Annotated in this window: 20 protein-coding genes; 13 read left to right on the forward strand and 7 right to left on the reverse strand. The window is 47.4% G+C overall.

Going from position 1 to position 24,053, the window contains the following annotated elements; genetic code table 11:
- Positions 1-32: 32 nt before the first annotated feature.
- The 4 genes from H4O21_RS09020 to nosP form a co-directional block, all read right to left on the reverse strand.
- Positions 33-524 carry a GNAT family N-acetyltransferase gene (locus tag H4O21_RS09020; RefSeq protein WP_182808534.1) on the reverse strand — a complete coding sequence of 164 codons (492 nt, stop codon included), beginning with the start codon at positions 522-524 and terminating at the stop codon, positions 33-35.
- A gap of 267 nt (positions 525-791) precedes the next feature.
- A complete protein-coding gene (locus H4O21_RS09025) occupies positions 792-1,433 on the reverse strand; it encodes a transglutaminase-like domain-containing protein (protein ID WP_182808535.1) in 642 nt (213 codons plus the stop codon).
- A 109-nt stretch (positions 1,434-1,542) separates the two neighbouring features.
- Complete coding sequence (locus tag H4O21_RS09030; RefSeq protein ID WP_182808536.1) at positions 1,543-4,170, reverse strand: hybrid sensor histidine kinase/response regulator; 2,628 nt, start codon at positions 4,168-4,170, stop codon at positions 1,543-1,545.
- A 31-nt stretch (positions 4,171-4,201) separates the two neighbouring features.
- Entirely contained in the window at positions 4,202-5,548 is a 1,347-nt protein-coding gene (gene nosP / locus H4O21_RS09035) for a nitric oxide-sensing protein NosP (protein WP_220495588.1), read from the reverse strand.
- A gap of 232 nt (positions 5,549-5,780) precedes the next feature.
- Between nosP and pqqA the strand changes: the two genes are divergently transcribed.
- The 7 genes from pqqA to H4O21_RS09070 all read left to right on the forward strand — a co-directional run bounded on the left by pqqA (position 5,781) and on the right by H4O21_RS09070 (position 13,450).
- Complete coding sequence (pqqA, locus tag H4O21_RS26280) at positions 5,781-5,852, forward strand: pyrroloquinoline quinone precursor peptide PqqA (RefSeq protein WP_084623842.1); 72 nt, start codon at positions 5,781-5,783, stop codon at positions 5,850-5,852.
- Between the two features lie 200 nt (positions 5,853-6,052).
- Positions 6,053-6,982, forward strand: a complete 930-nt coding sequence (gene pqqB, locus H4O21_RS09045) for a pyrroloquinoline quinone biosynthesis protein PqqB (protein WP_182808537.1) — start codon at positions 6,053-6,055, stop codon at positions 6,980-6,982.
- Between the two features lie 51 nt (positions 6,983-7,033).
- A complete protein-coding gene (gene pqqC, locus H4O21_RS09050) occupies positions 7,034-7,801 on the forward strand; it encodes a pyrroloquinoline-quinone synthase PqqC (RefSeq protein WP_182808538.1) in 768 nt (255 codons plus the stop codon).
- Positions 7,802-7,932: 131 nt separating this feature from the next.
- Positions 7,933-8,235, forward strand: coding sequence for a pyrroloquinoline quinone biosynthesis peptide chaperone PqqD (gene pqqD / locus H4O21_RS09055; protein WP_182808539.1), 303 nt, complete (start codon positions 7,933-7,935; stop codon positions 8,233-8,235).
- Complete coding sequence (pqqE, locus tag H4O21_RS09060) at positions 8,207-9,358, forward strand: pyrroloquinoline quinone biosynthesis protein PqqE (RefSeq protein ID WP_182808540.1); 1,152 nt, start codon at positions 8,207-8,209, stop codon at positions 9,356-9,358. Before pqqD ends, pqqE begins: the two co-directional genes overlap by 29 nt.
- A 128-nt stretch (positions 9,359-9,486) precedes the next feature.
- Entirely contained in the window at positions 9,487-11,574 is a 2,088-nt protein-coding gene (locus tag H4O21_RS09065; RefSeq protein WP_182808541.1) for a S9 family peptidase, read from the forward strand.
- Positions 11,575-11,605: 31 nt separating this feature from the next.
- The gene (locus H4O21_RS09070; RefSeq protein ID WP_182808542.1) at positions 11,606-13,450 is read left to right on the forward strand and encodes an insulinase family protein; all 1,845 of its coding nucleotides are present in this window, start codon (positions 11,606-11,608) and stop codon (positions 13,448-13,450) included.
- 65 nt (positions 13,451-13,515) lie between these two features.
- On the opposite strand, the gene H4O21_RS09075 is transcribed toward H4O21_RS09070, so the two are convergent.
- Entirely contained in the window at positions 13,516-13,854 is a 339-nt protein-coding gene (locus tag H4O21_RS09075; protein ID WP_182808543.1) for a DOPA 4,5-dioxygenase family protein, read from the reverse strand.
- 91 nt (positions 13,855-13,945) lie between these two features.
- Positions 13,946-14,188, reverse strand: coding sequence for a sulfurtransferase TusA (tusA, locus tag H4O21_RS09080; protein ID WP_182808544.1), 243 nt, complete (start codon positions 14,186-14,188; stop codon positions 13,946-13,948).
- Between the two features lie 285 nt (positions 14,189-14,473).
- On the opposite strand from tusA, the gene H4O21_RS09085 reads away from it, so the two are divergent.
- On the forward strand, positions 14,474-14,758 hold the full coding sequence (locus tag H4O21_RS09085) for an antibiotic biosynthesis monooxygenase family protein (protein ID WP_182808545.1): 285 nt from the start codon (positions 14,474-14,476) through the stop codon (positions 14,756-14,758).
- Positions 14,759-14,857: 99 nt separating this feature from the next.
- Here the strand turns inward: H4O21_RS09085 and H4O21_RS09090 are convergent, their stop codons facing one another.
- Positions 14,858-15,319 (reverse strand): MarR family winged helix-turn-helix transcriptional regulator, encoded by a 462-nt coding sequence (locus H4O21_RS09090; RefSeq protein WP_182808546.1) that lies wholly within the window; start codon positions 15,317-15,319, stop codon positions 14,858-14,860.
- A 480-nt stretch (positions 15,320-15,799) separates the two neighbouring features.
- Here H4O21_RS09090 and H4O21_RS09095 point away from each other — a divergent pair, with 480 nt between their 5' ends.
- The 5 genes from H4O21_RS09095 (at position 15,800) to H4O21_RS25445 (ending at position 23,999) form a co-directional block, all read left to right on the forward strand.
- Positions 15,800-16,816, forward strand: a complete 1,017-nt coding sequence (locus tag H4O21_RS09095; protein ID WP_182808547.1) for a fumarylacetoacetate hydrolase family protein — start codon at positions 15,800-15,802, stop codon at positions 16,814-16,816.
- A gap of 17 nt (positions 16,817-16,833) precedes the next feature.
- Complete coding sequence (gene maiA, locus H4O21_RS09100; protein WP_182808548.1) at positions 16,834-17,472, forward strand: maleylacetoacetate isomerase; 639 nt, start codon at positions 16,834-16,836, stop codon at positions 17,470-17,472.
- A gap of 188 nt (positions 17,473-17,660) precedes the next feature.
- Positions 17,661-19,601 (forward strand): acetoacetate--CoA ligase, encoded by a 1,941-nt coding sequence (locus H4O21_RS09105; RefSeq protein WP_182808549.1) that lies wholly within the window; start codon positions 17,661-17,663, stop codon positions 19,599-19,601.
- A gap of 85 nt (positions 19,602-19,686) precedes the next feature.
- Positions 19,687-20,004, forward strand: coding sequence for a hypothetical protein (locus H4O21_RS09110; protein WP_182808550.1), 318 nt, complete (start codon positions 19,687-19,689; stop codon positions 20,002-20,004).
- A 740-nt stretch (positions 20,005-20,744) separates the two neighbouring features.
- Positions 20,745-23,999 carry an FAD-binding and (Fe-S)-binding domain-containing protein gene (locus tag H4O21_RS25445; protein WP_220495589.1) on the forward strand — a complete coding sequence of 1,085 codons (3,255 nt, stop codon included), beginning with the start codon at positions 20,745-20,747 and terminating at the stop codon, positions 23,997-23,999.
- The last annotated feature ends 54 nt before the right edge of the window (positions 24,000-24,053 follow it).

Here is a 24,053-nt window from a genome sequence, read left to right on the forward strand (position 1 = left end):
TGCATAGCGATTATTGCCAGAAGAGTGCTGGCTCAGTCAGTTTCTACCAGCACTTTATACATAATATAGCTATCCACATACCCCAGCTGTCCATGCTGATAAGCATCGGGAATCGTGCCTATAATCTGAAACCCCATGTTCTGCCATAGTCTGACGGCTATATCATTGGTCGATACAACCGCATTAAACTGCATTGCTCTGAATCCCAGTTCTGCGGCTATTGCTTGTGAATGCAGGCATAGCTGAGAGGCTATGCCCTTCCCTCTGCTCGCTTCACTGACCATATAACCGCAGTTGCATATATGACTACCAGGCCCCATAGCATTGGCCTTGATGTAATAGGATCCCAGAATCTTCCCGCTTTCTTCATAGACAAAAGTTTTAATCGGCATTTCACACCACAGTTGCCAACCTTCTTCAAAGTTCATATCCGGATCAAATGCATAGGTCTCCCGGGCTTTGACAATGGTGTGAAAAACAGGCCAGAACGCTTCAAAGTCTGGTTTTGTCATTTCTCGAATCATACTATTTCTCTTTAATCCATAACCTTTTTTGATGCCGTAAGCAATCGCTCCGCTCTCATGAACCAGAGAATATATTCAAACGTTTAATAGTGAAATCAGTATTATGCCGGAGGACGCAGATTCATTGTTATGAGAAGCAATCTGCTATGCCTATCAAAAACTCAACAATCTACATCTGATTTGAAGTTCCGGGCCTGAATATCCTTTGATTACCATGTCATTAGCGGGATGGCGGATCAATACAGCAAACAGTCAATATAAGCAGGATCATAACCTGTTTACTGAAGCCACGGGCATGCCCATTAATGCCGGAGAATCCGGTGCTGCAGAACAACTTCTCATTCCGGCCCGAAAGTGAATATCGGGCAAACTCTGGTACAGATCTTTAACGTGGCCGGCATTCACCAGAGCTTCAACGACGCACTCAAGAGGGTTTGGCCATATACCTGTAATACAGGTTTCTTCTGGGAAAGAAAAACTCTCATCAGGCGGATTAAATCGTGTTTTATCTCCTGAATTGCCACCTCTGGCATCCAGACGAACCCAGCCAGAATGTGCCAGATATACGGCATTGATACCATGTAAACGAAATTGAGTCGCGCCCCATTCATTAGGTACCCGCTGATAACTGAACCCGGCAGGAATGCCATTAGCCCTTAGCAGAGCAGCAAACAGGTGGCTCTTGGCAAAACAGCAGCCATGTTTGTTCCGCAATACCTCAGAAGCTTTCAATACCACAGTCTCTTTCTGGTACTCCCAGCTATGGCGAATTTCGTCTCTGACCCACTCAAAACTTCTGCGAACCAAAGAGATAGGATCATCATCACCTTTCGCCAGATAACTGGCCAGCGCTAATACTTCCGGGTGATCCCAGTTAATAATAAGTGTTGATCGCAGAAAAGGACTCATAGCAGCAACTCTTAGCTGATAATTATACTTACCAGCTTGCCGTGATGAGATGACAAATCATTGAAAAACAGATGAAAGCTTAATGAATCGTAAAAAAAGTGACAACCTGTCAGGTATCCAGCAAACTGGACATCACCATTCTCAGTTTCATCGGTTTAACTGGTTTATTAATTAACTTGTATTGAATCGATTCTATCAGAGCATTCAATTCTCTGGAGTAGTTTGCGGTAATCATCAACACGGGCACCGGGGGCGATAATTGCTGATTCAGTACCCTGGCAACATCCAGACCTGTTTCGTCATTATCCAGATGATAATCGACCAGCAGTAAGTCAGGCCGGAAGCCATCCTCAATCAGCACCAGAGCTTCCTGGCCATTCATGGCTGTCATGACATCCATACCCCAGCCGTCCAGCAAGCGCTCCATACCCGAACAGATTGCCGGATCATTATCCAGCACCAGTACCGGTCTGTTTGTCAGGGGATCAGAGGACAGATCATTACGTACCGAAATCTCCGACGATAAGGCTACATTATCAGCCACAGGCACATCCACAGAGAATACAGAGCCTTTGCCTGGCACAGAACGAACGGAAATAGCGTGATTCAGTACTCGAGCCATTTTATCGACAATAGCAAGCCCAAGCCCCAGACCACGGTCATCGATAGCCGGGCTTCTTTTCAATCGGCTGAACTCCCGGAAAATTTCGCTTTGCTTTTCAGCTTCAATACCCTCACCGGTATCCCAGACTTCAATGCGCAGTACATCGCCACGTCGACGTGTCGCCAGCAGGATCTGCCCCCCCTGTTGAGTGTAACGACAGGCATTGGATAAGAAATTACGCAGGATGCGACCCAGTAACTGGGAGTCAGTTCGAATAGCCTGTGAATGAACCCGAGAGCGGAATGCCTGATTCTGGCTCTGACAGATCTCACGATATTCATTAATCAGGTTGTTCAGCAGGTCTCCTACAGAAAAAATATTAAGCTCAGGCTCAACGACCCCCGCATCCAGTTTAGAAATATCCACCAGCGCTCCGAGCAGGGCTTCTACATCATTCAGAGACGCTTCTGTGGAGTTCACCAACTGCCGTGCAGGTGCAGACAATGTCATATCGGACAGCGCACTGTTAAACAGTCTGGCAGCGTTCATTGGCTGCAACAGGTCATGACTGATAGCTGCCAGGAACTTTGTTTTCGACAGGTTAGCTTCTTCTGCCTGTTTTTTAGCTTCCATAAGATGCTGCTGGGTATTTTTCCTTTCACGAATTTCCTGTAACAGTTGTTCATTCAGGGAGGTCAGCGCTGCAGTACGCTCCTGGACTCTTTGCTCCAGCAGTATGTTAGCGTTTTTCAGCGCTACAGCTGTCAGGCGGCGTTCTGTAATATCCTGAGTCAGTACAAAAAAGCCTGTGGTTTGCCCGTCCGAATCGACCTGCGGCACATAGGATTTATGCACAAATCGAGCTTCACCATCATTGTTAGCCTCTTCCAGTTCAAAACTGACAGTATCTCCCTCCAGAACCTGATCAATATAGGTCTGCAGCCTGGCCAGCTGCTCTTTCGAATACACCTGGTCAATCGGGCAACCCTGCAGTTCGTCCTTGTTCATGCCCACCCACTCCTGGTAGGCGCGGTTGGTGAATTCAAAGGCCAGCTCAGAGTTCACATAACCAATCATTGCTGGCAGAGCATCGGTAATCAGACGCATTTTCTGCTCGCCTTCCCTCAGGGCTCTGGCATAAAGGCTGCGCTCTGTAACATCTGTAAAGGTAATAACGCAGCCACCTTCCTGACGAGCGACCTGGCGTAGCTCCAGAATGGACTGATCTGGCATCAGTAACTCTACCGGGGTCATCAGTTCACCCGCCCCCTTATCAGAGTTGCAACGTTCAAGTCCGGGCCAGACCGGTAAGCCGGCAGATGAACAGAACAGATCAATAAAATCCTTACATCCTGCCAGGTCTTTTTCAGTGAGCCCGGCCAGCTGATAAAGGCGACTGTTCCATACCTCAGGTGTACCGCAGTCACTGATCAGAACAACACCCTGCGACAGGTTCTCCAGAGTGCTCTGTAAAATTCGTGATTTTTCTGCCAGAGCTTCTTCTCTCCTGGCTGTCTCAATCGCTTTCAGCTGTGTGATATCGGTATACAGAACCGTGAGATCGCCGTTATCGGTCTCACGCTGATTAACCTGAATCCAACGGCCATCCCTCAGACGAATGACCTGACCATACGCTTGCTGGTACAGTGCCAGCTCATCTTCCGAAGCTACGTTATGCAACAGGGAGCCTCTGGCAAAGTCATTAATGGCGGACTGACTCATACCTGGCTGGATATGATAGCCATACTCCTCCAGGATCTCCCGATACCGGCTGTTACTCAGTACCAGACGGCGCTGAGAGTCAAACAGGACAAAGGCATCATTCATACCCTCAATCGCATCCATCAGACGATGATGCAGGGTTTCAATCTCAATATGAGCCCGCTTCAGAGCCTGATTGCTGTCTCTGAGTTCTGCAAGAGCCTGATTCAGAGCGGCTGTTCTCTCTCTGACCTGCTCAGCCAGTAAAGCTGAGTTTTCAAATGCAGCATAAGCCCGCCCTCCCATTTCAGGAGCAGCTTCAACCCGATCAATCAGGGCTGCATTAATCTTTCTGAGTTTCTGGTTCTCCTGCTGAAGCTCCGCCAGCTTTTGCTCCAGTGCCCGGTTTTGCTCTGCTACCTGTTCAGCCATCTGATGTTAAGCCCCTGTCTTATGGACTGCCCTACTGATAAAATGTACTGCCAGAGGCCGGTTTAAATGATTTATTACCTATGGCAATGCCAGTAAAAGTCGCATTCAGATGAATACCATTCACATGCTCACCATACGTATGAAAACCAATTAACGGATACCCGGACAGCAATTCAGATACTTCTTGCAGCTGTTTCTTTTCCTTCAGCTCTAGCAGACGAAAAATACAATCAAACCCGAGAATCAACTGTTGCTCTCCCAGCTGAGCCTCAATCTGATCCAGCAGCGTTTCCAGCCCATCGGCAATATCCAGATGATGGTTTTTTCGCAGTACAATACCCCGCTCAACCGCACAATAAAAACTCAGGCTACCATCATCGTTAACTCGCCTGACCGCCCGGACAAAGCCTTCTCCGGCAATACGGACACTCAGGGTGTGGCAGGCAAAAAGCGCAGGAGATAACTGATCTACGGGTACACCAACGGCTCTGGCATAGGCTTCTGCAGCGGGTTCAGCATTCAGCTCTTTAACGCAACGATGCTCACTGTCAACATCAGTGACAACCAGAATCTCATCGGTTTCTTCAACATGCTTCTGGGAAAATACCATAAAGGGGTAATCAGTATTGATCAGCATAAGCACCGCTGCATTCTGATAACAACGGCCTTTATAGGACACACGGGTCTGGGCAAAATCAAGATCATCACCGGCAGAACCTCCCAGTAACGGGATACTGCCAAAAGCGGCATTCAGTGTATTCAGTACAATTTCTTCATGTTCTGACATGCCATCCAGTAAGGCCAGCACAAATGTATTGCCTTTAACCGGTGCTTTCTGATTCAGCTGACATCGCTGCATCATATTGCTCATCAGTTGTTGTGCGGCAGAAAAATCAAAACTGTCCATCTCTTCAATCAGGGCTGTTTCGATGGTAAATCCCTCTCTTGAGAAACCCACAGCACAGACACTGCCCTGCATATAGCCTAAAGGAGTAATCTCTCCGGCTGTACTGCATCCCATGATGATTTGATCAGGGAAAGCCTGCTGCAAACGTTCAGATATCTGATCAATATCCTGCTGCGCGGAACAGAAGAACAATACCCAGCCAAGATCAGCCAGATTCAGCTGCTCTGTCAGTTCTCGAGCGCACTGTTCGGGGTCTCTGGCATCAGAAACCGCTGTATATACCGCAACAGACCCGGATTCCGATATATCAGATTCTGATTGTTCACATCGAGATACATTGGCGCTTGTAACAGCGTCTGCCAGCATATTATTCACTCCCCGGCTGTCACTGCGAATCGAGTGGGTATCATCATCAGGATTCGGAACAGTTACAGATTGGCCATACAGAGCTGTTTTTATAGTCTTTGTCACACCTGTTCACCATACCTCTCATTGTGCAGATCAGCCCTACCAGAGGACAGACACTTCTGCCAATTTTAAAGCCACCTTTTTACTACGACTATAAGCGGTTAGATATAAGTCCGAAGTACTATATTGCGACAACCGCCTCCCTACCTAAGATTGTCTGAGCCAATCGGCACACAATACAACAACAACTCTGATCTGAGTGTAAAGTAGCAGATCATCACAGAGGTACTGAATTATGTGGAAAAAACCAAGTTATAAAGACCTGCGTATTGGCTTCGAAGTAACTATGTACTTCAGCCACCGCTAACAGTGGGCCTGTGAAGGCCCCGGAAGCGCCTGAGTCATAGGCGCTTCTCTGATTTCTGACAGATCATCTCAGATAACGAATACCCGAAAGAATACAGATAACAATAAGAAGAGTTAAGGCTATTTGCCGGGCTCTGCACAGTTCAGGCACTGCTGCCGGAGACCGGAATTATAGCGACGCTTCCTGCCCGGAGTCAGCATATGCACATCAGAGTATTAGGTTCAGCCGCCGGAGGTGGTTTTCCTCAGTGGAACTGCAACTGCCCTAACTGCAGTGGTATTCGACAGGGGACAATCAAAGCCACGCCACGTACTCAGTCCTCTATTACGGTCAGTGCCGACGGCGAAAACTGGCTGCTGTTTAATACCTCTCCTGATATTCGTGCTCAGCTGGAGTCATTTACTCCTCTGCAACCCGCACGCTCTGTCAGGGATACCGGCATCTCCGCCATCATGCTGATCGACAGCCAGATTGATCATAGTACCGGACTACTGATGCTCAGAGAAGGCTGTCCTCACACTGTGTATTGCACCGACATGGTTTTTCAGGATTTAAGTAAAGGTTTTCCTATTTTTCCTATGCTTGAAGCATGGAATGGTGGCCTGAAGCGTCGGCCGATCCCTCTGTACGCAGAACCTTTTCATCTGCCTGAAGTCCCCGGATTGCGTTTGCAGGCCGTTTCTCTGAGCAGTAAGGCCCCCCCTTATTCGCCACACCGGCATGACCCTCACCCAGGGGACAATATCGGTCTTCTGATTACTGATACCAATACCGGTGGCAAGCTGTTTTATGCTCCGGGGCTGGGTGAAATCGAAGAACACCTTTTGCCTCTGATTGATCAGGCGGATTGTCTGCTGGTAGACGGTACTCTGTGGCAGGATGACGAGCTGATCGAGCTGATGGGCGCAGATAAACGGGGCAGCGACATTGGCCATCTGCCTCAGATGGGAGATCCGGAACAGGGTATTCCGGGCATGATCGATTTCCTGTCTCAGTATCCGGATAAAGAACGTGTACTTATTCATATCAACAATACCAATCCGATTCTGGTCGAAGATTCACCTGAGAGAGGGGTCCTGGATCAGGCCGGTATCAAGGTCGCATATGATGGTATGGACATTCATCTCTGATGCTATCTGACTAATAACAGTGATTAAAACAACAACAAATGGAGCCGAGAAATGAGCCAGCAAGAAGCCACTGAACTGATGCCCTGGAGCCGGGAAGAGTTTGAAACTCTGTTGAGAGCCAAGGGCGACCTGTATCATATTCATCACCCTTATCATGTCGCTATGCATGAAGGGAAATGCACTGAAGAGCAGATTCGGGCCTGGGTTGCTAACCGCTTCTATTATCAGGTCAGCATTCCGATTAAAGACGCTGCTATTATGGCTAATTGCCATGAGCAGGAGGTTCGCCGCCACTGGATTCAGCGCATTATTGATCACGATGGTCGCGAAGGGTCTGAAGGCGGTATTGAGGCCTGGCTCAGACTGGGAGAAGCGGTCGGTTTAACACGAGAAGAGCTGCAGGATCATCGCCATGTGCTACCGGGTGTCCGTTTTGCTGTTGATGCCTATGTTAATTTTGCAGGTAAAGCCACCTGGCAAGAAGCAGCCTGCTCTTCGCTGACAGAGATGTTTGCCCCGACAATCCATCAGTCCCGACTGGATACCTGGCCGGATAATTACCCGTGGATTGACCAGGACGGTTTACAGTATTTCCGTAACCGCCTGAGTGAAGCCCGCAGAGATGTAGTACACGGTATTCAGATCACTCTGGATCACTTTAAAACCCGTGAGCAGCAAGAACGCGCACTGAACATTCTGCAGTTCAAACTGGATGTGCTATGGAGTCTGCTGGACAGCCTGTCGATGGCTCATGAACTGAACAGACCACCGTTCCACACAGTCACAGATCAGGCGACCTGGCATAACCGCCTGGTTTAATTCAGGTCCCGGACAGCAGATTCATTAACTATGGGGCGATACTGAGTCCACACGGTTATGTCTGCTGTCTTTGCTTCCCAATTACCAGAAGGCTCTGAAGAGTCTCGATTAAGAATAATGAGGTCATGACAATGACTCAGACAGTTTCACCAGAACACGTTTTGCTTTCACAGGTGCCGATGATCAATCGTCTGTTCCGTTTTCAGTGGGAACCCGCTTCTGAGTGCCATGTACTGCTGTATCCGGAAGGTATGGTCAGGCTGAATGAAAGCGCAGGCGCTATTCTGACCCATGTTGATGGTCAGAGCAGCGTCAACGCGATTATCAGCAAGCTTCAGCAGGAATTCCCGGAAGGCGGCGAAGACCTGATTCAGGATGTCATTGATTTTTTCACCGAGGCCCACAATGAACTGCACTGGATCGAGTTTACCTGAAACACCAGAAACAGGTCAGCCTCTCTGGTTACTGGCTGAGCTGACTTATCGTTGTCCTTTACAATGTCCTTATTGTTCTAACCCTCTGAATTATGATCAACAGAAGCAGGAACTGAGTACTGAGCAGTGGATAGAGGTTTTTCGCCAGGCCCGAGCCTTGGGAGCAGCCCAGCTTGGATTCTCCGGAGGAGAACCCCTGCTCCGGGATGATCTGGAAGAGCTGATCAGAGCAGCCAGAGAACTGGGGTATTACACCAACCTGATTACGTCAGGCATGGGGCTGACATTCGAACGCATGCAGGCCTTTAAAGACGCGGGTCTTGACCACATTCAGGTCAGCTTTCAGGCCAGTGATGCTGAGCTTAATGACTATTTGTCCGGTAACAAACGTTCGTTCCGGGAAAAGCTGGAAGTCGCCCGAACGGTTAAAGCTCTGGGTTATCCTATGGTATTTAACTGTGTGATCCATCGTCAGAATATTGAACAGATCGATAAGATTATTGAACTGTCGATTGAGCTGGAATCGGACTATGTCGAGCTGGCGACCTCTCAGTATTATGGCTGGGCTCTGAAAAATCGCGACCACCTGCTGCCATCTGAAGCACAGCTAAAAACCGCCGAGGCCACGACTAATCGCTATAGGGAACAGATCAAAGGCAAAAAACGGACACAGCTGATTTTTGTTGTACCAGATTATTATGAAGAGCGCCCCAAGGGTTGTATGAACGGCTGGGGGAATCTGTTTCTGACCATTACGCCGGATGGTACTGCTCTGCCCTGCCATAGCGCCAGGGAGTTACCCATCGAATTTCCTAATGTGCTGAACGACAGTATTGAATCAATCTGGTATCGCTCCACCGGTTTTAACCTCTTTCGTGGCTATGAATGGATGAAGGAGCCTTGCCGCTCCTGCGATGAAAAAGAGAAAGACTTTGGAGGTTGCCGCTGCCAGGCTTTTTTACTGACCGGAGATGCCAATAACGCTGATCCTGTTTGTGCTAAGTCGCCTAATCATCACCTGATTACTGATGCCAGAAACAATGCAGAACAGAATAATCCCGCTAATAGTGAAATGATTTACCGTAACCGTAAAAACTCACAGCGTCTGATTGCCACGGGCTGAGACTGATCATATAGCCTTGTGACGTTAATCCGGCGAAGGATTGCTGGATACGGGTGACAAGCGACCGGGTCGTTATAACCCATCATTTTGGTAAACCAGCACCAGCCAACAAAAATTCAGGTACTTTTTTGAATAACACCGATATTTCTCTGATAAGCCCTGAACAGGTTGTTCGGGGACAAGCCCAGTTAAGTTTCCCTCTGCTGACACAGGAAGGTCAGTTCTGGCTGCAACATCATGCTGAAGAAAACCCATTAACCGATCTGATCTGGATACCGGATTCGGGGCATGGTCAAGAGGCAATGACACTTCTTCCTGAGGGTTATGGTGTCCGGTCAAAAGTGCATGAGTACGGCGGTATGCCCTACACTCTGGCAGAGAATCAGTTGTTCTGGGTTGATGAGCACTCACAACAGATTCTGACCGCTTTTTTGTCTGACTCCCCAACTACTCTGAAAGCCAGCGTTATTAAGCCGCTGACACAGCAGAAAAACGCACGCTATGGTGAGCCGGTGCTTCATCCTTGTGCTCCGTGGTTAATCGCCATTGAAGAATTACACCCTGAGCCAGATGATCTGACCGGACAGGTATCTGCAGACGTTATTAACCAACTGGTCGCAATACATATCAACACCGGTCGCAGGCAAGTACTCGTTACCGGTGCTGACTTTTATTCCAGCCCTCGCTTTAGTCCGGACGGTAACCAGTTGATCTGGATAGAGTGGAATCATCCTGATCAGCCCTGGACCAGCACTCGCTTGAAAGGTATTCAATGGCAAGAAGATCTGTCTGCAGTTCCCTGGCAGTCTGAACAGTTGATGGCCATCTTCCCATCATACCACCAGACCTCAGCCGTCCAGCAACCCGGATTTACTGATCAGGGTGAGATTCTGTTTATCAGTGATCATGAAGGGTTCTGGAATTTGTATCTTTGTCAGAGCAAATATGGGCGTAGAGGAAAAAGTGAAAGTGAGGCAGAAAATACAGATACAGCGGCTCTGGTATCATCCTTACCGGTCAATCTTTACCCGGTACAGGCTGACTGTGCCTCTGCTCCCTGGCAGTTTGGCAATAGTCATTACCAATTACTGAGCCGGTGTACAAAGAAACAAAATGACAAGCCAGCATCATCTGAATATCGCCTTTATATCTGCGTCTGTCGGCAAGGGCTCTGGCAACTGGATAAGCGGATATGGTCTGAAGGCCTGACGGGACCTTCAGTAACAGAGCAGAACTGTCTGCCCGAATTCAGCAGTATTTCATTTTTATCATCTGCCAGCTGCGCCATGGAAGCCGGTGAAAGAATAAAACTGAGCTTTCTGGCAGCATCCCCGGCTATATCTCCTTCTGTAGTGATGCTGTCGGATCACAATGCCCGGATATCTTTCGAATATCAGAGAAGAGGAACAGAGCTGGATTCAGTGGTATATCCGGAACGGGTACGATTGAAGCTGCCTGAGCATTCGGTATATGGCTTGTTTTACCCATGCCTGAATAACCCAACGGCTCCTTTGATGATCAATGTTCACGGCGGCCCAACCTCCTGTGCCTTTCCAGGGCTTCAGCCACAGATACAGTTCTGGTGTCAGCAGGGTTTCAGTGTGCTGGATCTGAATCACAGGGGCAGTACAGGTTTTGGCAGAGCGTACAGAGAACAGCTTAAGCATCAATGGGGAGAAGCGGACCTGGAAGACGCCCGCCTGATGGCCCATTATCTGGCCAGTCAGGGTAAAATTGATGGCGATAACGTCGTCATCAGGGGCCAGAGTGCCGGTGGCTACTGTGCATTGAGAGCGGCAACTCTTGGGTATTTTACAGCGGCTGTCAGTTTGTATGGTATCAGTGATCTGAAGCTGCTGGCGCAAAGTACTCACAAGTTTGAATCTCATTATCTGCACTGGCTGATTGGCCACCCGGAACATCATAGTATGCGCTATCAGTTCCGCTCGCCTCTTCTCAGCCTGAGAGAGGAAAAACAGTTACCTGATTTATTGTTGTTTCAGGGGAAAAAGGATCGAATTGTACCGATTGATCAGATGACACGTTTTGCCCAGCTTTACCGGGCGCTGGGATACCAGTGTGAAACTTTTGTCTACGAAGACGAAGCCCACGGTTTCCGGCAATATGGTAACCGGTTACACCAGCTTCAAACTGAGCTGTTTTTTTATCAGTCCAGAGGCATCCTGCCCGATGCTAAGAAGAAAAAATGTACTTAATCACAGAACATACTGAGAACCGGGTTTATCTATGCATTCTCCATTCGCACCGTTTCCTCTGGCTGTAAAATCCTCCTGCGATGATAACTTCCGCATGGTCGTCACCTTCCATTGCGGCAGTGCGAATGAGCCGGAAAGCTGGCCTGGATTGGCTCATTTGCTGGAGCATAGTTTATTTCTGGGCAGCAAAGGTTCAGATGGCACTGAGCATAAACCAGGCAGTATTCAGGCTGAATTTATAAGAATGGGCGGACATATCAATGCCAGTACTCAACTGTACCATACCAGCTATATGCTGGAGTGCCCTGCAGATCAATGGCAAAGAGCCTGTCGATTACTGGCCTGTTTACTCTTTAACCCGGAATTACCATCTTCGCGAATTATTGCAGAGCTGGAAATCATAGAAGCAGAGTACAAAGCTCGCTGTAGTGATGCCAGGCAGCAGATACAGGCAATCCTGCAGGAAACCTTGATACCTGATTCTGATTTCAGCCGGTTCTGTGCCGGTAATAAGAAAAGTCTGGCTCATAATGATGCTGAACTTATTCGTCAGATCACCGCTTTTTATCAGCAGTATTATCAACTGGATAATATGAGTGTTTATCTGGAACACCCTGACAGCGATAATTCCAATGAATTTACCGCTGACATTAGTCGCTGTTTTTTGTCTGCCCGGCATTCAACAGAAGTCTGCGAAATAGCAGATGGAAACCGGTATAAAGTTTCACCTGTTGCAGGCCAGACGGATGAAGGCATAAAACGGGAAAACTCTTCTGCTCAACCTGCCTGCTTCCCGGCAAAGTACTTGTATGCTCGTATTATCGATACGGGATATGAGTGGTGTTGGTTATTACCGGTTTCTCTGCTACCGGCTTTTGATCATCTGCAGCTTCCTGAACAATTTCAGAGCAGAGTTCGAATGATTTCATCACAGCATTTGCTTGCTGCCATCTGGTATCAGCCTCCGGATGACAGCAATGCAGTGATTAGTAAACAAGAAATGCTGAAAGCCAGACAACAGCTTGGTCAATGTTTCAGTCTGGAATACCAGAACTCAGAAGCGAAACAAAGTATTACAGCCGGGCAAAACGGCATACCAGATGCTCCAGCGATCAGGCAGACAGTTCAACAAAGTATTTATCATCATTATCTAAGTGGCGTGACAAATACAGAGCTTCTGATGCCTTCTCTTCTGCGCTATCTGAATAAGCCGGAGCAGATTACTCTGATCTGCCATCCTGAATATCCGGGTGAACATCAAACCCGCTATTTCAGAGCGGCTTATTCAGAAAGCATTGCTCAGATAGCTCCCCCTGAAACCAATCAGTCTGGCTTGCATTCCAGAACCGAACACCTGATGCCCTATCGACGCCTGATGTCTGAATTGCAACAAGGTGTCCTTTTGAATGAGGCCGTAAGCATTGATTGTCAGGATAATTATAATCAGGCAGCATTACTCTGGCTGACCCCCTCAAAAAGCTCAGCTACATCAATGTCCAGTGCATCGGAGTCAGATATACCGGCAAGAAAAAAGCAGGCCCATTTCGTTGCCTGGAGCATGCAACAACAGGCTTATCGGACCCTGAGGCTGGAAAAAAGACTGGGATATATCGTTCATAGCAGTTATCTGGAGGTCGAAAAACAACCCGGTGTTTTGCTATTAGTGCAGTCAGAGTGCAGCCATTCCGGGGAGCTTATTCTTGCTCAGTTGCATCAGTTTATACAGGATAACAATCGGATCAACACAGGTGCCTTACCTGCTTTATGGGAAAGAGACTGGACAAAACAGATACAGAGATATGAGCTTGCAGAAACGCCTCTGCCAGAACAGATTGATCTGACTGACTGGCCTTCAATTGCTCTTTACAGTCGATGATGATGTCGGGAAGCCGTATATATTTTCGACAAAAATACTGATTCAGCTATTTATTGAAGTCATTTTTATTGATCGAAACCGGACAGGTCCAGAGACTGGCTTTCTCCCAACCAGACAACATACTCAGTGTGGTCAATCAGATCATTCCCGGTAACCGCATGCATGAAAACCGTTAATCCATTCCGGTTAGACATCAGCCAGGGCTGAATTTCAGCAAGTTGCATCGGATTAAAACGCAATAAACAACTCCAGCCTGGATGAGGACCTACTCGCTTCTGGTGAACCCTGCCCATAGAAATACCAAACAGATCTCTGGCCTGCTCGCACAACGCAACAGCCTGGGTGAGTGTTTGCTTATTAAAGTAAACATGGGCATGGTATTCATATATAACGGGGTTATTCATTATGACAGTCTCCATATCTGAAACGGCCTTGCATCGACATACACATCCATTGATCCTGCTATTACAAGGCTGATTCAGTCGTTAAGTGTAATTAGTCCGTATTCTTCTCAATGAAATAGACATAAACATCTCCATCTTGTTGCTGATCAAGCAAAGGGAATCCCAGAAATTGACAGAATTTTGGGATATCACGCGTGGTAGAAGGGTCCGTGGCAATGACTTTTAGCACATCACCTTTTTCCATTTCGCGAACTTTACCATGTAACATCATGACGGGTTCAGGACACATTAAACCGCTTGTATCCAGCTCATGAGTAAAAGTGATATCAGACATCTGCTCTCTCATTAAAATTCGGGTGATAGCGTTTATGAATTCAGTCAGCACGACTCAGAAAACTTATAAAACATAAATAGTTTAACAGACTGACCAGCCTCAGAAAATTTCATTATTCTACTTGCTAAATACCCCTGAGTTACACCAATATTAAATAATGAAGGGAAAAGAAAGCCGGGCCTCAGGATAAGTCGTTTCCAGGGCCGTAAACAAAATAATAAAAGCCTCTGATGACAAGGATTGCCGTTTAAAGAGACCGATATTTTATGACATAAGGAGAAAACCATGATTAAGGTTATGATCGAACGCGTCATTATTCCCGGACTGGAAGAAGAATATGAAAATTTTTCCCGGCGCATACTGCAACAGGCTATGCATACACCAGGTTATATTTCAGGTGAGTCACTGAAAGATGCCGCTCACCCTAACCACAGATTTATCTTTACCCGCTGGCAAAATGAAACGGCATGGCTAAAATGGAAAAAATCAGCAGAGCGCCAGGATATTTCAGCTAACATGGCTGCTATGCTGGCTTATGAGGAAAAAGTCACTGTGCTTGAGCATCTATAATCCATATAGTCCGACAAAGGTTATGTCGTGGCTCTCAGCTCTGACAGATTAGTTCAGGGCTGAGCACAGAATGAAAATTATCTGACTATAATTGTCCGCCTAAAGATCATCACTAAGCTTAATTTGCTGATCCAGTTTGTTCAGTAAATTATGTAAATCCCGGTACTCCTGGCCACTCAGAGAGCCAACAAGCTCCCCTTCCCATTCCAGAGCTTTGGGCACAATCGCGTTGTACAGTTCTATGCCTTCGTTTGTCAAGCTAAGATGACTCACCCTGTGATCCTGCTCATCTTTCTCACGCAGCAGATAACCTTGTTTTTCCAGCTTCTGCACAGCCCTGGATACTTTAGCTTTATCCATTCTGGTTCGCTGACTGATATCAGAAGAGGTCATGCAGGGCTTTTGCCCGAGCATTGCCAGTATTCTCCATTCGGAAATGGATATCCCGAACTCAGAAGAATAGATCATTGATAAGGAATGGCTGATTCTTTCTGCCAGCTGATTAAAACGATAGGGCAGAAACTGCTCAAGCTTCAGGGAAGCATTTATTTTTTCGTTCATTGTAGGTTGCAATCTCAATAATCACTTCTGTTTACTCAGGCGTGATTCCCGAATCAAATCAGGCAGAAGCTATAGTAATAGAATATCTCCTGTTTGAAGGCTGTTAAGAACAGAAGGTTGTCAGAAAAATGCTTAAATCTTTTCAGTCAAAGATCAACGCAGGTCAGCATACTCTGATTCAGTTGCTTATCAATCCGCCCCAGGAAACTAATTTTATTTAAAACTATCCCAAAATGACAAAGAAATCTATTTCTGCTGTAAAAGTAGCGATTTTTTTGGATAAAAATCTTTACATCATGAACTGATAAAGCCATGCATAAAAACAGTGAAGAGGCTTGCACATAGATCAAACTATTCTTATGATAGTTTCAAGTGAAACAATATACAGATCTTTAAGATCTGACAGACAACAGAACAATATCAGATGCAATCAGCTGTACTGTCGGCTGGCTGTCTGAATTTTGCAGAAGGATAGATATTATGAAACTGGCTACATTGAATCAGGGGCGCGACGGAAAACTGGTTGTTGTGTCACGGGATCTGAAACATGCTGTAATTGTGACCGATATTGCTCCTACTCTGCAGAATGCTCTGGATAACTGGAGTGAAGCAGAACCTCAATTGAAGGCCGTTTATGAGCAGCTGAATCAGGGTGAACTTGAAAACACTCTGCCTTTTGAACAGGATAAAGTGGCTTCTCCACTGCCGCGAGCCTACCAGTGGGCAGATGGCAGTGCTTACGTCAATCACGTTGAGCTGGTACGTAAAGCCCGTAATGCACAAATGCCGCCAAGCTTCTGGACTGATCCTCTGATTTATCAGGGTGGCTCTGATACCTTCCTGGCACCACAGGATAATATCAGCATGGCAGATGAAAGCTGGGGCATTGATTTTGAAGGCGAAATTGCCGTTATTACTGATGATGTTGCGATGGGAGCCAGCCCTGAGCAGTCGGCTGATAAAATTCGTCTGATCATGCTGGTAAATGATGTTTCTCTGCGTGGTCTGATCCCTGCTGAACTGGCGAAAGGCTTTGGTTTCTTCCAGTCCAAACCGTCCAGTGCCTTCTCTCCGGTTGCTATTACACCTGATGAGCTGGGGGATAAATGGGAAGATGGCAGAGTCCACCTGCCTCTGTTAGTGACTCTGAATGGTGAAGCATTCGGCAAAGCAAATGCCGGAGTTGATATGACATTTAACTTCCCACAGCTTGTATCTCATGTTGCTAAAACCCGTGCACTGGGTGCTGGTGCGATTATTGGTTCAGGTACCGTATCGAACAAACAGGATACGGAACACGGCTCTGCGATTAAAGACGGTGGTGTGGGTTATTCTTGTCTGGCAGAGGTGCGCATGATTGAAACAATCAATAACGGTCAGCCGAGTACACCGTTTATGAAATTCGGAGATACTGTTCGCATCGAAATGAACGATGATGAAGGTAATAGCATCTTTGGTGTTATTGAACAGACAGTAGAACAGTACGAAGGCGCTTAATTGACGGAGCATCAGATATGCAGCTGTTTGATTACTTTCGTTCATCCGCCTCCTATCGGGTACGTATTGCCCTTAACCTGAAGGGTATCGACTGCGAGCAGATTGGTGTCAATCTGCTTAAGGGCGAGCATAAAGGTGATGAGCATCTGAGCAGAAACCCACAGGGTTTTGTACCTGCACTGGCGTTGGATTCAGGGGAGGTTCTGACTCAATCACTGGCGATAATAGAATATCTGGAGGAGGTATATCCGGATCGACCTGTCTTGCCCACTGATGCAGCAGAACGTGCCAGAGTACGAAGCCTGGCGCAACTGATCGCCTGTGATATCCATCCGGTCGATAACTTGCGGGTGCTGAAATACCTGACCGGTGAACTGGGTATCAGTGAAGAGCAGAAAACACGCTGGTATCAGCACTGGATCGAGGAAGGTTTTGCTGCTCTGGAGTCCCGGCTATCAGACGCTGCGACCGGACAATTCTGCCACGGTGATACGCCAACGCTGGCTGATATATGTCTTGCGCCTCAGGTGTTTAATGCTCAGCGCTTTAATGTTGATTTAACGCCATTCCCGCATATCATGGCGGTATATCAACATGCTGAAGCGCTGGACGCCTTCAGGCTGGCTCGCCCTGAAAATCAGCCTGACGCAAACTAACCTCAAAAGCGCTGTTACTTATGACAGCGCTTTTCTTTATCTGCTTTATATCTGATTTCTCTTCTCAGTCGGGATCAGTAAAACAAAAACTCAGCCTTAATATCTTCCCTGAAATGATCATGCTTTCGGGATGTGACATTGCCTGTCTTGTATAAAAGCATCAGAGGCTTAAGTAAGAGAGAATAATAATGAATAGTACACCACTCTGGACACCCACCGCAGAGCAGATTCAGGCCAGTCTGACCTGGCGGTTTATTCAGCATGTTAATACAAAATTTGATCAGCAAATTACAGATTTTGAGCAGCTATGGCAATGGTCTGTCACTAACAATACGCTTTTCTGGCCTGAAGTCTGGCATTTTACCGGCCTGAAAGGCGAGATGGGACAGACGGTTGTGGACAACCCGGAACAGCCAGAGCATTCCCGCTGGTTTACCGACAGTAAAGTTAATTATGCAGAAAACCTGTTACGTAAACGCTCTGATGATGACGCCATCGTCTTCCAGATGGAAAACGGCCCTCGCCAGACCCTGAGCTGGAATGAGGTCTATCATCAGGTTTCACAACTTCAACAACATTTAAAATCGCTGGGTGTCCGTCAGGGAGATCGCGTGGCAGGCTTTATGCCTAATATTCCTGCCACCGTCATTGCGATGCTGGCTGCGACCTCTCTGGGAGCTATCTGGACATCCACATCACCTGATTTTGGTGAAGCCAGTGTTATAGAGCGTTTCGGGCAATCAGAGCCCAGAGTGCTGATTGCAGCCAATGGCTATCGCTACAATGGCAAAACACATAGCGTCATGGATAAAGTGGATGCCATCAGCCGACAGATTCCATCTATTGAACATACCCTGCTGTTCCCGTTAATTGATGATATCGAAATACCTGCCGAGCAGAATATGTCTCAACTGATGGATCAGTATCTCCCTGGAGAAATCGAATTTACCCGGATAGGGTTCAATGAGCCCCTGTTTATTCTTTACTCTTCTGGTACAACGGGTAAGCCTAAATGTATCACCCATCGGGTAGGCGGTATTCTGATTCAGCACCTTAAGGAGCACCAGCTGCATAGCAATATTAAACCGGGTGACAGAGTATTTTATTTCACGACCTGTGGCTGGATGATGTGGAACTGGCTGGTCACTGCTATGGCCAGTGAAGCGACTCTGATGCTGTATGAAGGTTCACCTTTCTATCCAGATGGCAACGTGCTCTGGGATTATGCTGAACAGGAAAAGTTCACTCTGTTTGGCACATCCGCTAAATATATCGATGCGCTGAAAAAGCAGGGAATTATACCAGCAGAAACTCACAAGCTGGATAAGTTGAATACCCTGTGCTCAACCGGTTCTGTACTGGCACCTGAAAGCTATGATTACGTGTATCAGTCGATTAAGCAGGATTTGTTGTTGGCCTCTATCTCAGGGGGAACGGATATCTGCTCTTGTTTTGTGCTGGGCAACCCTGTGAGCCCTGTCTATAAAGGGCAGTCACAGTGCAGAGGGCTTGGTCTTGATGTTCAGGTATTCAACGATGATGCACAGAGTGTCCGGCAGGAAAAAGGGGAGCTGGTGTGCTGTAATAGTTTCCCGAACCAGCCTGCTAATTTCTGGGGAGATATCAGTGGTGAAAAATACCATAATGCCTATTTCAATCGATTTGATAATACCTGGTGTCATGGCGACTGGATCGAGCTGACGGAAGAAAAAGGGATAATTATATATGGTCGTTCAGATGCTACGCTGAATCCGGGTGGTGTTCGTATCGGTACTGCTGAGATCTATCGTTATGTGGAGCAGCTTGATGAAGTTGTTGAAAGCATAGTGATTGGTCAGGAGTGGGATAATGATGTGCGTGTGGTACTGTTTGTCCGTCTGCTGGAAGGGCTAACTCTGAATGAAACTCTGATAAAAAGCATACAGGCAACAATCAGAGCTAACTGTACTCCAAGACATGTACCGGCACGTGTGCTTCAGGTCAGTGATATTCCACGAACCAAATCCGGCAAAATTGTTGAACTGGCAGTACGTGAAGTGGTGCATGGCAGGCCGGTAAAAAATACCCATGCACTGGCTAACCCTGATGCACTGGAATTATTCACTAATCGTGATGAGCTGAAAGCTTAAATCACTGAAACAGCAGAAGAGATTCTGGTATGCTCCTGTAAAATTTATTATCAGGTTATCCTGACTCTTTTACAGGAGCAATTTTATGTCCGGCCAGAAATGTCCTCTGCCTCGCCTGAAAGGTATCACCGCTAACGGAGAAGAAATTGAGCTTCCGGAACTGGCTGAAATTCAGCTGGAATGGGAAGAAGGCCTCCCGGCGAGCCTGCTGATTAACCCGGAACACCTGCAAGGTCCGTCATTAACACTGGAAGTAGGCAGTGGAGAAGATGAATACGGTGCACTGACAGAATATGGTGTTATCGCTTTGCGTCCCGGTGCCAGTAATATGGTGGATATCAACATTGAGACGCAGCCCGTTGATGATGAAGATCCGGGTTGTGGTGATGACTGTAGCTGCTGAGAATATTTGCTTTAGCAGATAAACTCTGCTTTTTAGCTAAAAAAGGGGGGAAGGCAAGCTTCCCCCAAGGTTGATGAGTGTGACGATAGAGTCGTCAGATCAATTTGCAGTTACGCAAGATTGGCAAAGAGTAAGATACTGTCGATTCAAAAAGGTTCACTATTAATCTCAGAATATTTTCTGACTCAGCTGGCGTCATTTCATCTGAAAATAGTACTTTATCCCCAGATGCCCCTCTGACTGTAAGAATGCTTTTCCAGATCACTAAAAAATATGACAGTTTGACACTTTTTTTATGACTCACCTCTTGATTAATCTTATATTTCAGGTTAGACAGGTGACATTTAAAAATACAAAATACTGTTTTATAAGAACTTTTCTTTTAAATTACGAAAAAGATACAATAAATATCTATTTACATACCCGGAAAAACTTACCCACAGTAGCTGTGGATAACATTGAGGATAAATTGAGGAAACAAGGCTAAAGAAAAGATTTTCAGATATCTGAACTCAAATTGTTCATTTTTTAGACAGCGACATCCAGACCATCATAGTGCTAATAGAAATTTCAAATACCACCAATACCAAAGTCGCATACTCTGATCTGATAACAGTTCATAGGGATACTGACTAACTGCTCATAACAGGCTAGAATCTCCGGTTTACTTATACTAAGGCCAGAATCAGTAAAAGCTGAATACTGGCCAGTGGTTATCTCTGTACAGGCACCCCGGTAGCATGATCACACAACTGACGGCACAACATCTGACAGCTCATCCCTCAACAGGACAGGGTACTCTTAAACAGGAGTACCTGAATTTTATCGAAACCCTGAAAGCCCGTGGCTTTAAAGGCGATCTTAACCCCGACTACGCCAACCGTATCGTGTTATCCACGGATAACTCCATTTATCAGGTATTGCCTCAGGGCGTGTTGTATCCGAAAAATACCGATGATCTGGTACTAATCGCCCAGCTGAGTAATGAAGATAGCTTTAAGGGCATCGTACTCAGTCCACGAGGTGGCGGTACCGGTACTAATGGTCAGTCCCTGACCGATGGTCTGGTGGTTGATATCTCCCGTCATATGAATGCGATCCTGGAAATAAACGCCGAAGAGCGCTGGGTCCGGGTGCAAACCGGTGTTGTGAAGGATCAGCTGAATAAAGCACTGAAGCCTTATGGCCTGTTCTTTGCCCCGGAGCTATCTACCAGTAACCGGGCGACCATTGGCGGTATGATCAATACCGATGCCAGTGGTCAGGGATCTGTGCTATACGGTAAAACCCGGGACCATGTACTGGAACTGAATGCCGTTTTTCTGGATGGTCAGCAATGGCTGTCAAAACCGGTCAGCGATGAAGAGCTGGAGACACTGAAACAGCGGGATGATCGCATTGGCGAAGCGTACCGGGTGGCTGATCAGATCTTCACTCAGCAGCAGGAGCTGATTGAAGCAAAATTTCCAAAGCTGAATCGCTGTCTGACCGGTTATGATCTGGCCCATATCCGCGATGAAAATGATCAGTTCAACCTGAACGCCCTGTTGTGTGGGGCCGAAGGCAGTCTGGCCTTTATATCTGAAGCCAAACTGAATGTCCTGCCAATTCCGGAATATTCGGCGCTGGTGAATATTCAGTATGCCAGTTTTAATGATGCTCTGAGAGATGCCAAAGACCTGATGGAATGGGATCCGACCTCCATTGAGACGGTCGATTCCAAAGTCCTGAACCTGGCTATGCAGGATATTATCTGGGACACGGTCAATGACTACTTCCCTGAAGGGCGTGATGACAAGGTTATTGCGGGTATTAACCTGGTGGAATACACCGGTGACAATGAAGATGAGCTGAATGCTAAGCTGGATCGTCTGACCGCCCATCTGGATCAGATCGCTCAATCTGAGCTGGCTGGTAATGGAAAAAGTTTTGCCTATACCATTGCTCGCGGCAACGGTGAGATTGGTAAAATCTGGGCGATGCGAAAAAAAGCCGTGGGACTTCTGGGCAACGCTAAAGGGGAAGAGCGTCCAATTCCGTTTGTCGAAGATACCGCAGTACCACCGGAAAATCTGGCTGACTTTATTATGGAGTTCCGGGCACTGCTGGACAGCTACGATCTGCCATACGGCATGTTCGGTCATGTTGACGCCGGTGTACTGCACGTGCGCCCGGCTATTGATATGAAAGATCCGGCTCAGGAAACCATGATACGCACCATTACCGATGGTGTTGTAGCCCTGACACAGAAATATCACGGCCTGCTCTGGGGAGAACACGGTAAAGGTGTGCGTTCAGAATACGCCCCGGAGTTCTTTGGTGAACTCTACCCTTATATTCAGCAGGTCAAAGCAGCATTTGACCCCGGAAATCAGCTGAACCCAGGCAAAATCGCCTCTCCGGCAACACCTTCAGCAAGCTCAGCTCCTGCCCCTGCCCCTGTTTCAGCGTCTTCTGACTCTGAGGTGCAGGCCGCTGACAACGAGGTCAGCCCTGAAGCACCGACAATACCGATCACTGAATCCGGGCTGCAAAAAGATGAACAGCTACTGAAGATTGATGAGGTGCCTACCCGAGGACAATATGACCGTCAGATCAAAGCGCCGGTCAGAGATACCTTTAATGCGGCCATGTACTGCAACGGCAATGGTGCCTGTTATAACTTTGATCCGAATGACGCTATGTGCCCCTCCTGGAAAGCGACACGGGAACGGACTCAGTCACCGAAAGGCCGTTCCTCCCTGATCCGGGAATGGCTGCGCCTGCAGGAACAGGCCGGTACCGACCTGAATCAGGAAATTCAGCACGTCAGAAACAGCAGCTTTGCCGGCAGTTTCATACCACGTCTGAAAAACACCCTGCAAAAACGCCGGGCGATGCAGGCCGGACCTGAGCAGGTTAACCCTGACGATTACGACTTTAACCACGAAGTATATCAGGCGATGGCAGGATGTCTGGCCTGTAAATCCTGTGTTGGTCAGTGTCCGATTAAAGTCAATGTGCCTGAGTTCAGGTCAAAATTCCTGGAGCTGTATCACGGTCGCTACCTGCGTCCGCTGAAGGACTATTTTGTGGGTACTCTGGAATATGTCATTCCGACCCTGGCCCGGGTACCTGCCATCTATAACCTGCCGATGAAAACCGGTGTGGTAAAAGCCCTGCTGAAAAATTATGCTGGCATGGTCGACAGCCCGCTGATCTGCAAAGAGAATCTGTCCCGGGAACTGGCCAGTTATAGCGTGGTAATGGCGACACCTGAAGTACTGAACCGCCTGTCTGATCAGGAAAAGCAGCGCAGCATTGTGATTGTTCAGGATGCCTTTACCAGTTTCTTTGAAACCCGTCTGGTACTGGATATATTCAATCTGCTGACCCGGCTGGGCTTCCGGGTCTACCTGGCACCTTTCCGTCCGAACGGAAAACCACTGCATGTCCACGGTATGATGAACAGTTTTGAAAAAGCGGCAAGCAGCAATGCCCGCCAGCTTAAGCAACTGGAACAGACAGGTGTAGCACTGGCTGGCATTGATCCATCCATGACGCTTACATACCGCCAGGAATATGCTAAATCCTTGCCAGAAGATGAACTGCCACAGGTTCAGCTGATTCAGGAATGGCTGGGGCAGCACAGTGATTACCTGGCCGCTCTGGATCTGAATCTGCCTGAAGAAGAGATCTTTTTGCTGGCACACTGCACCGAGAAAACCAATGCAGCCCCCTCCATTAAACAGTGGCAGCAGATTTATCAGGCACTGGGCCTCAAACTGACCATTCAGGCCACAGGCTGCTGCGGTATGTCCGGTACTTTCGGCCATGAAACCGCTAATGTGGATACGTCAAAAACCATCTATCGCCAGAGCTGGTCTGATGTCGTAAACGACAACAGTAAACAGGGTCGACTGGTGGCAACAGGTTATTCCTGCCGCAGCCAGGTTAAAAGAATTGATGGACAGCAACTGCCGCATCCATTGCAACTTATTCTTAGTAAAATATAATGTACAGCAATAAGAGGCAGGGATCCTCTGCCTCTTTTAGTCAAATTCAGGCTG

Origin of the sequence: Oceanospirillum sediminis, from assembly GCF_014164585.1 — a bacterium.
GTDB classification, from domain to species: domain Bacteria; phylum Pseudomonadota; class Gammaproteobacteria; order Pseudomonadales; family Halomonadaceae; genus Oceanospirillum; species Oceanospirillum sediminis.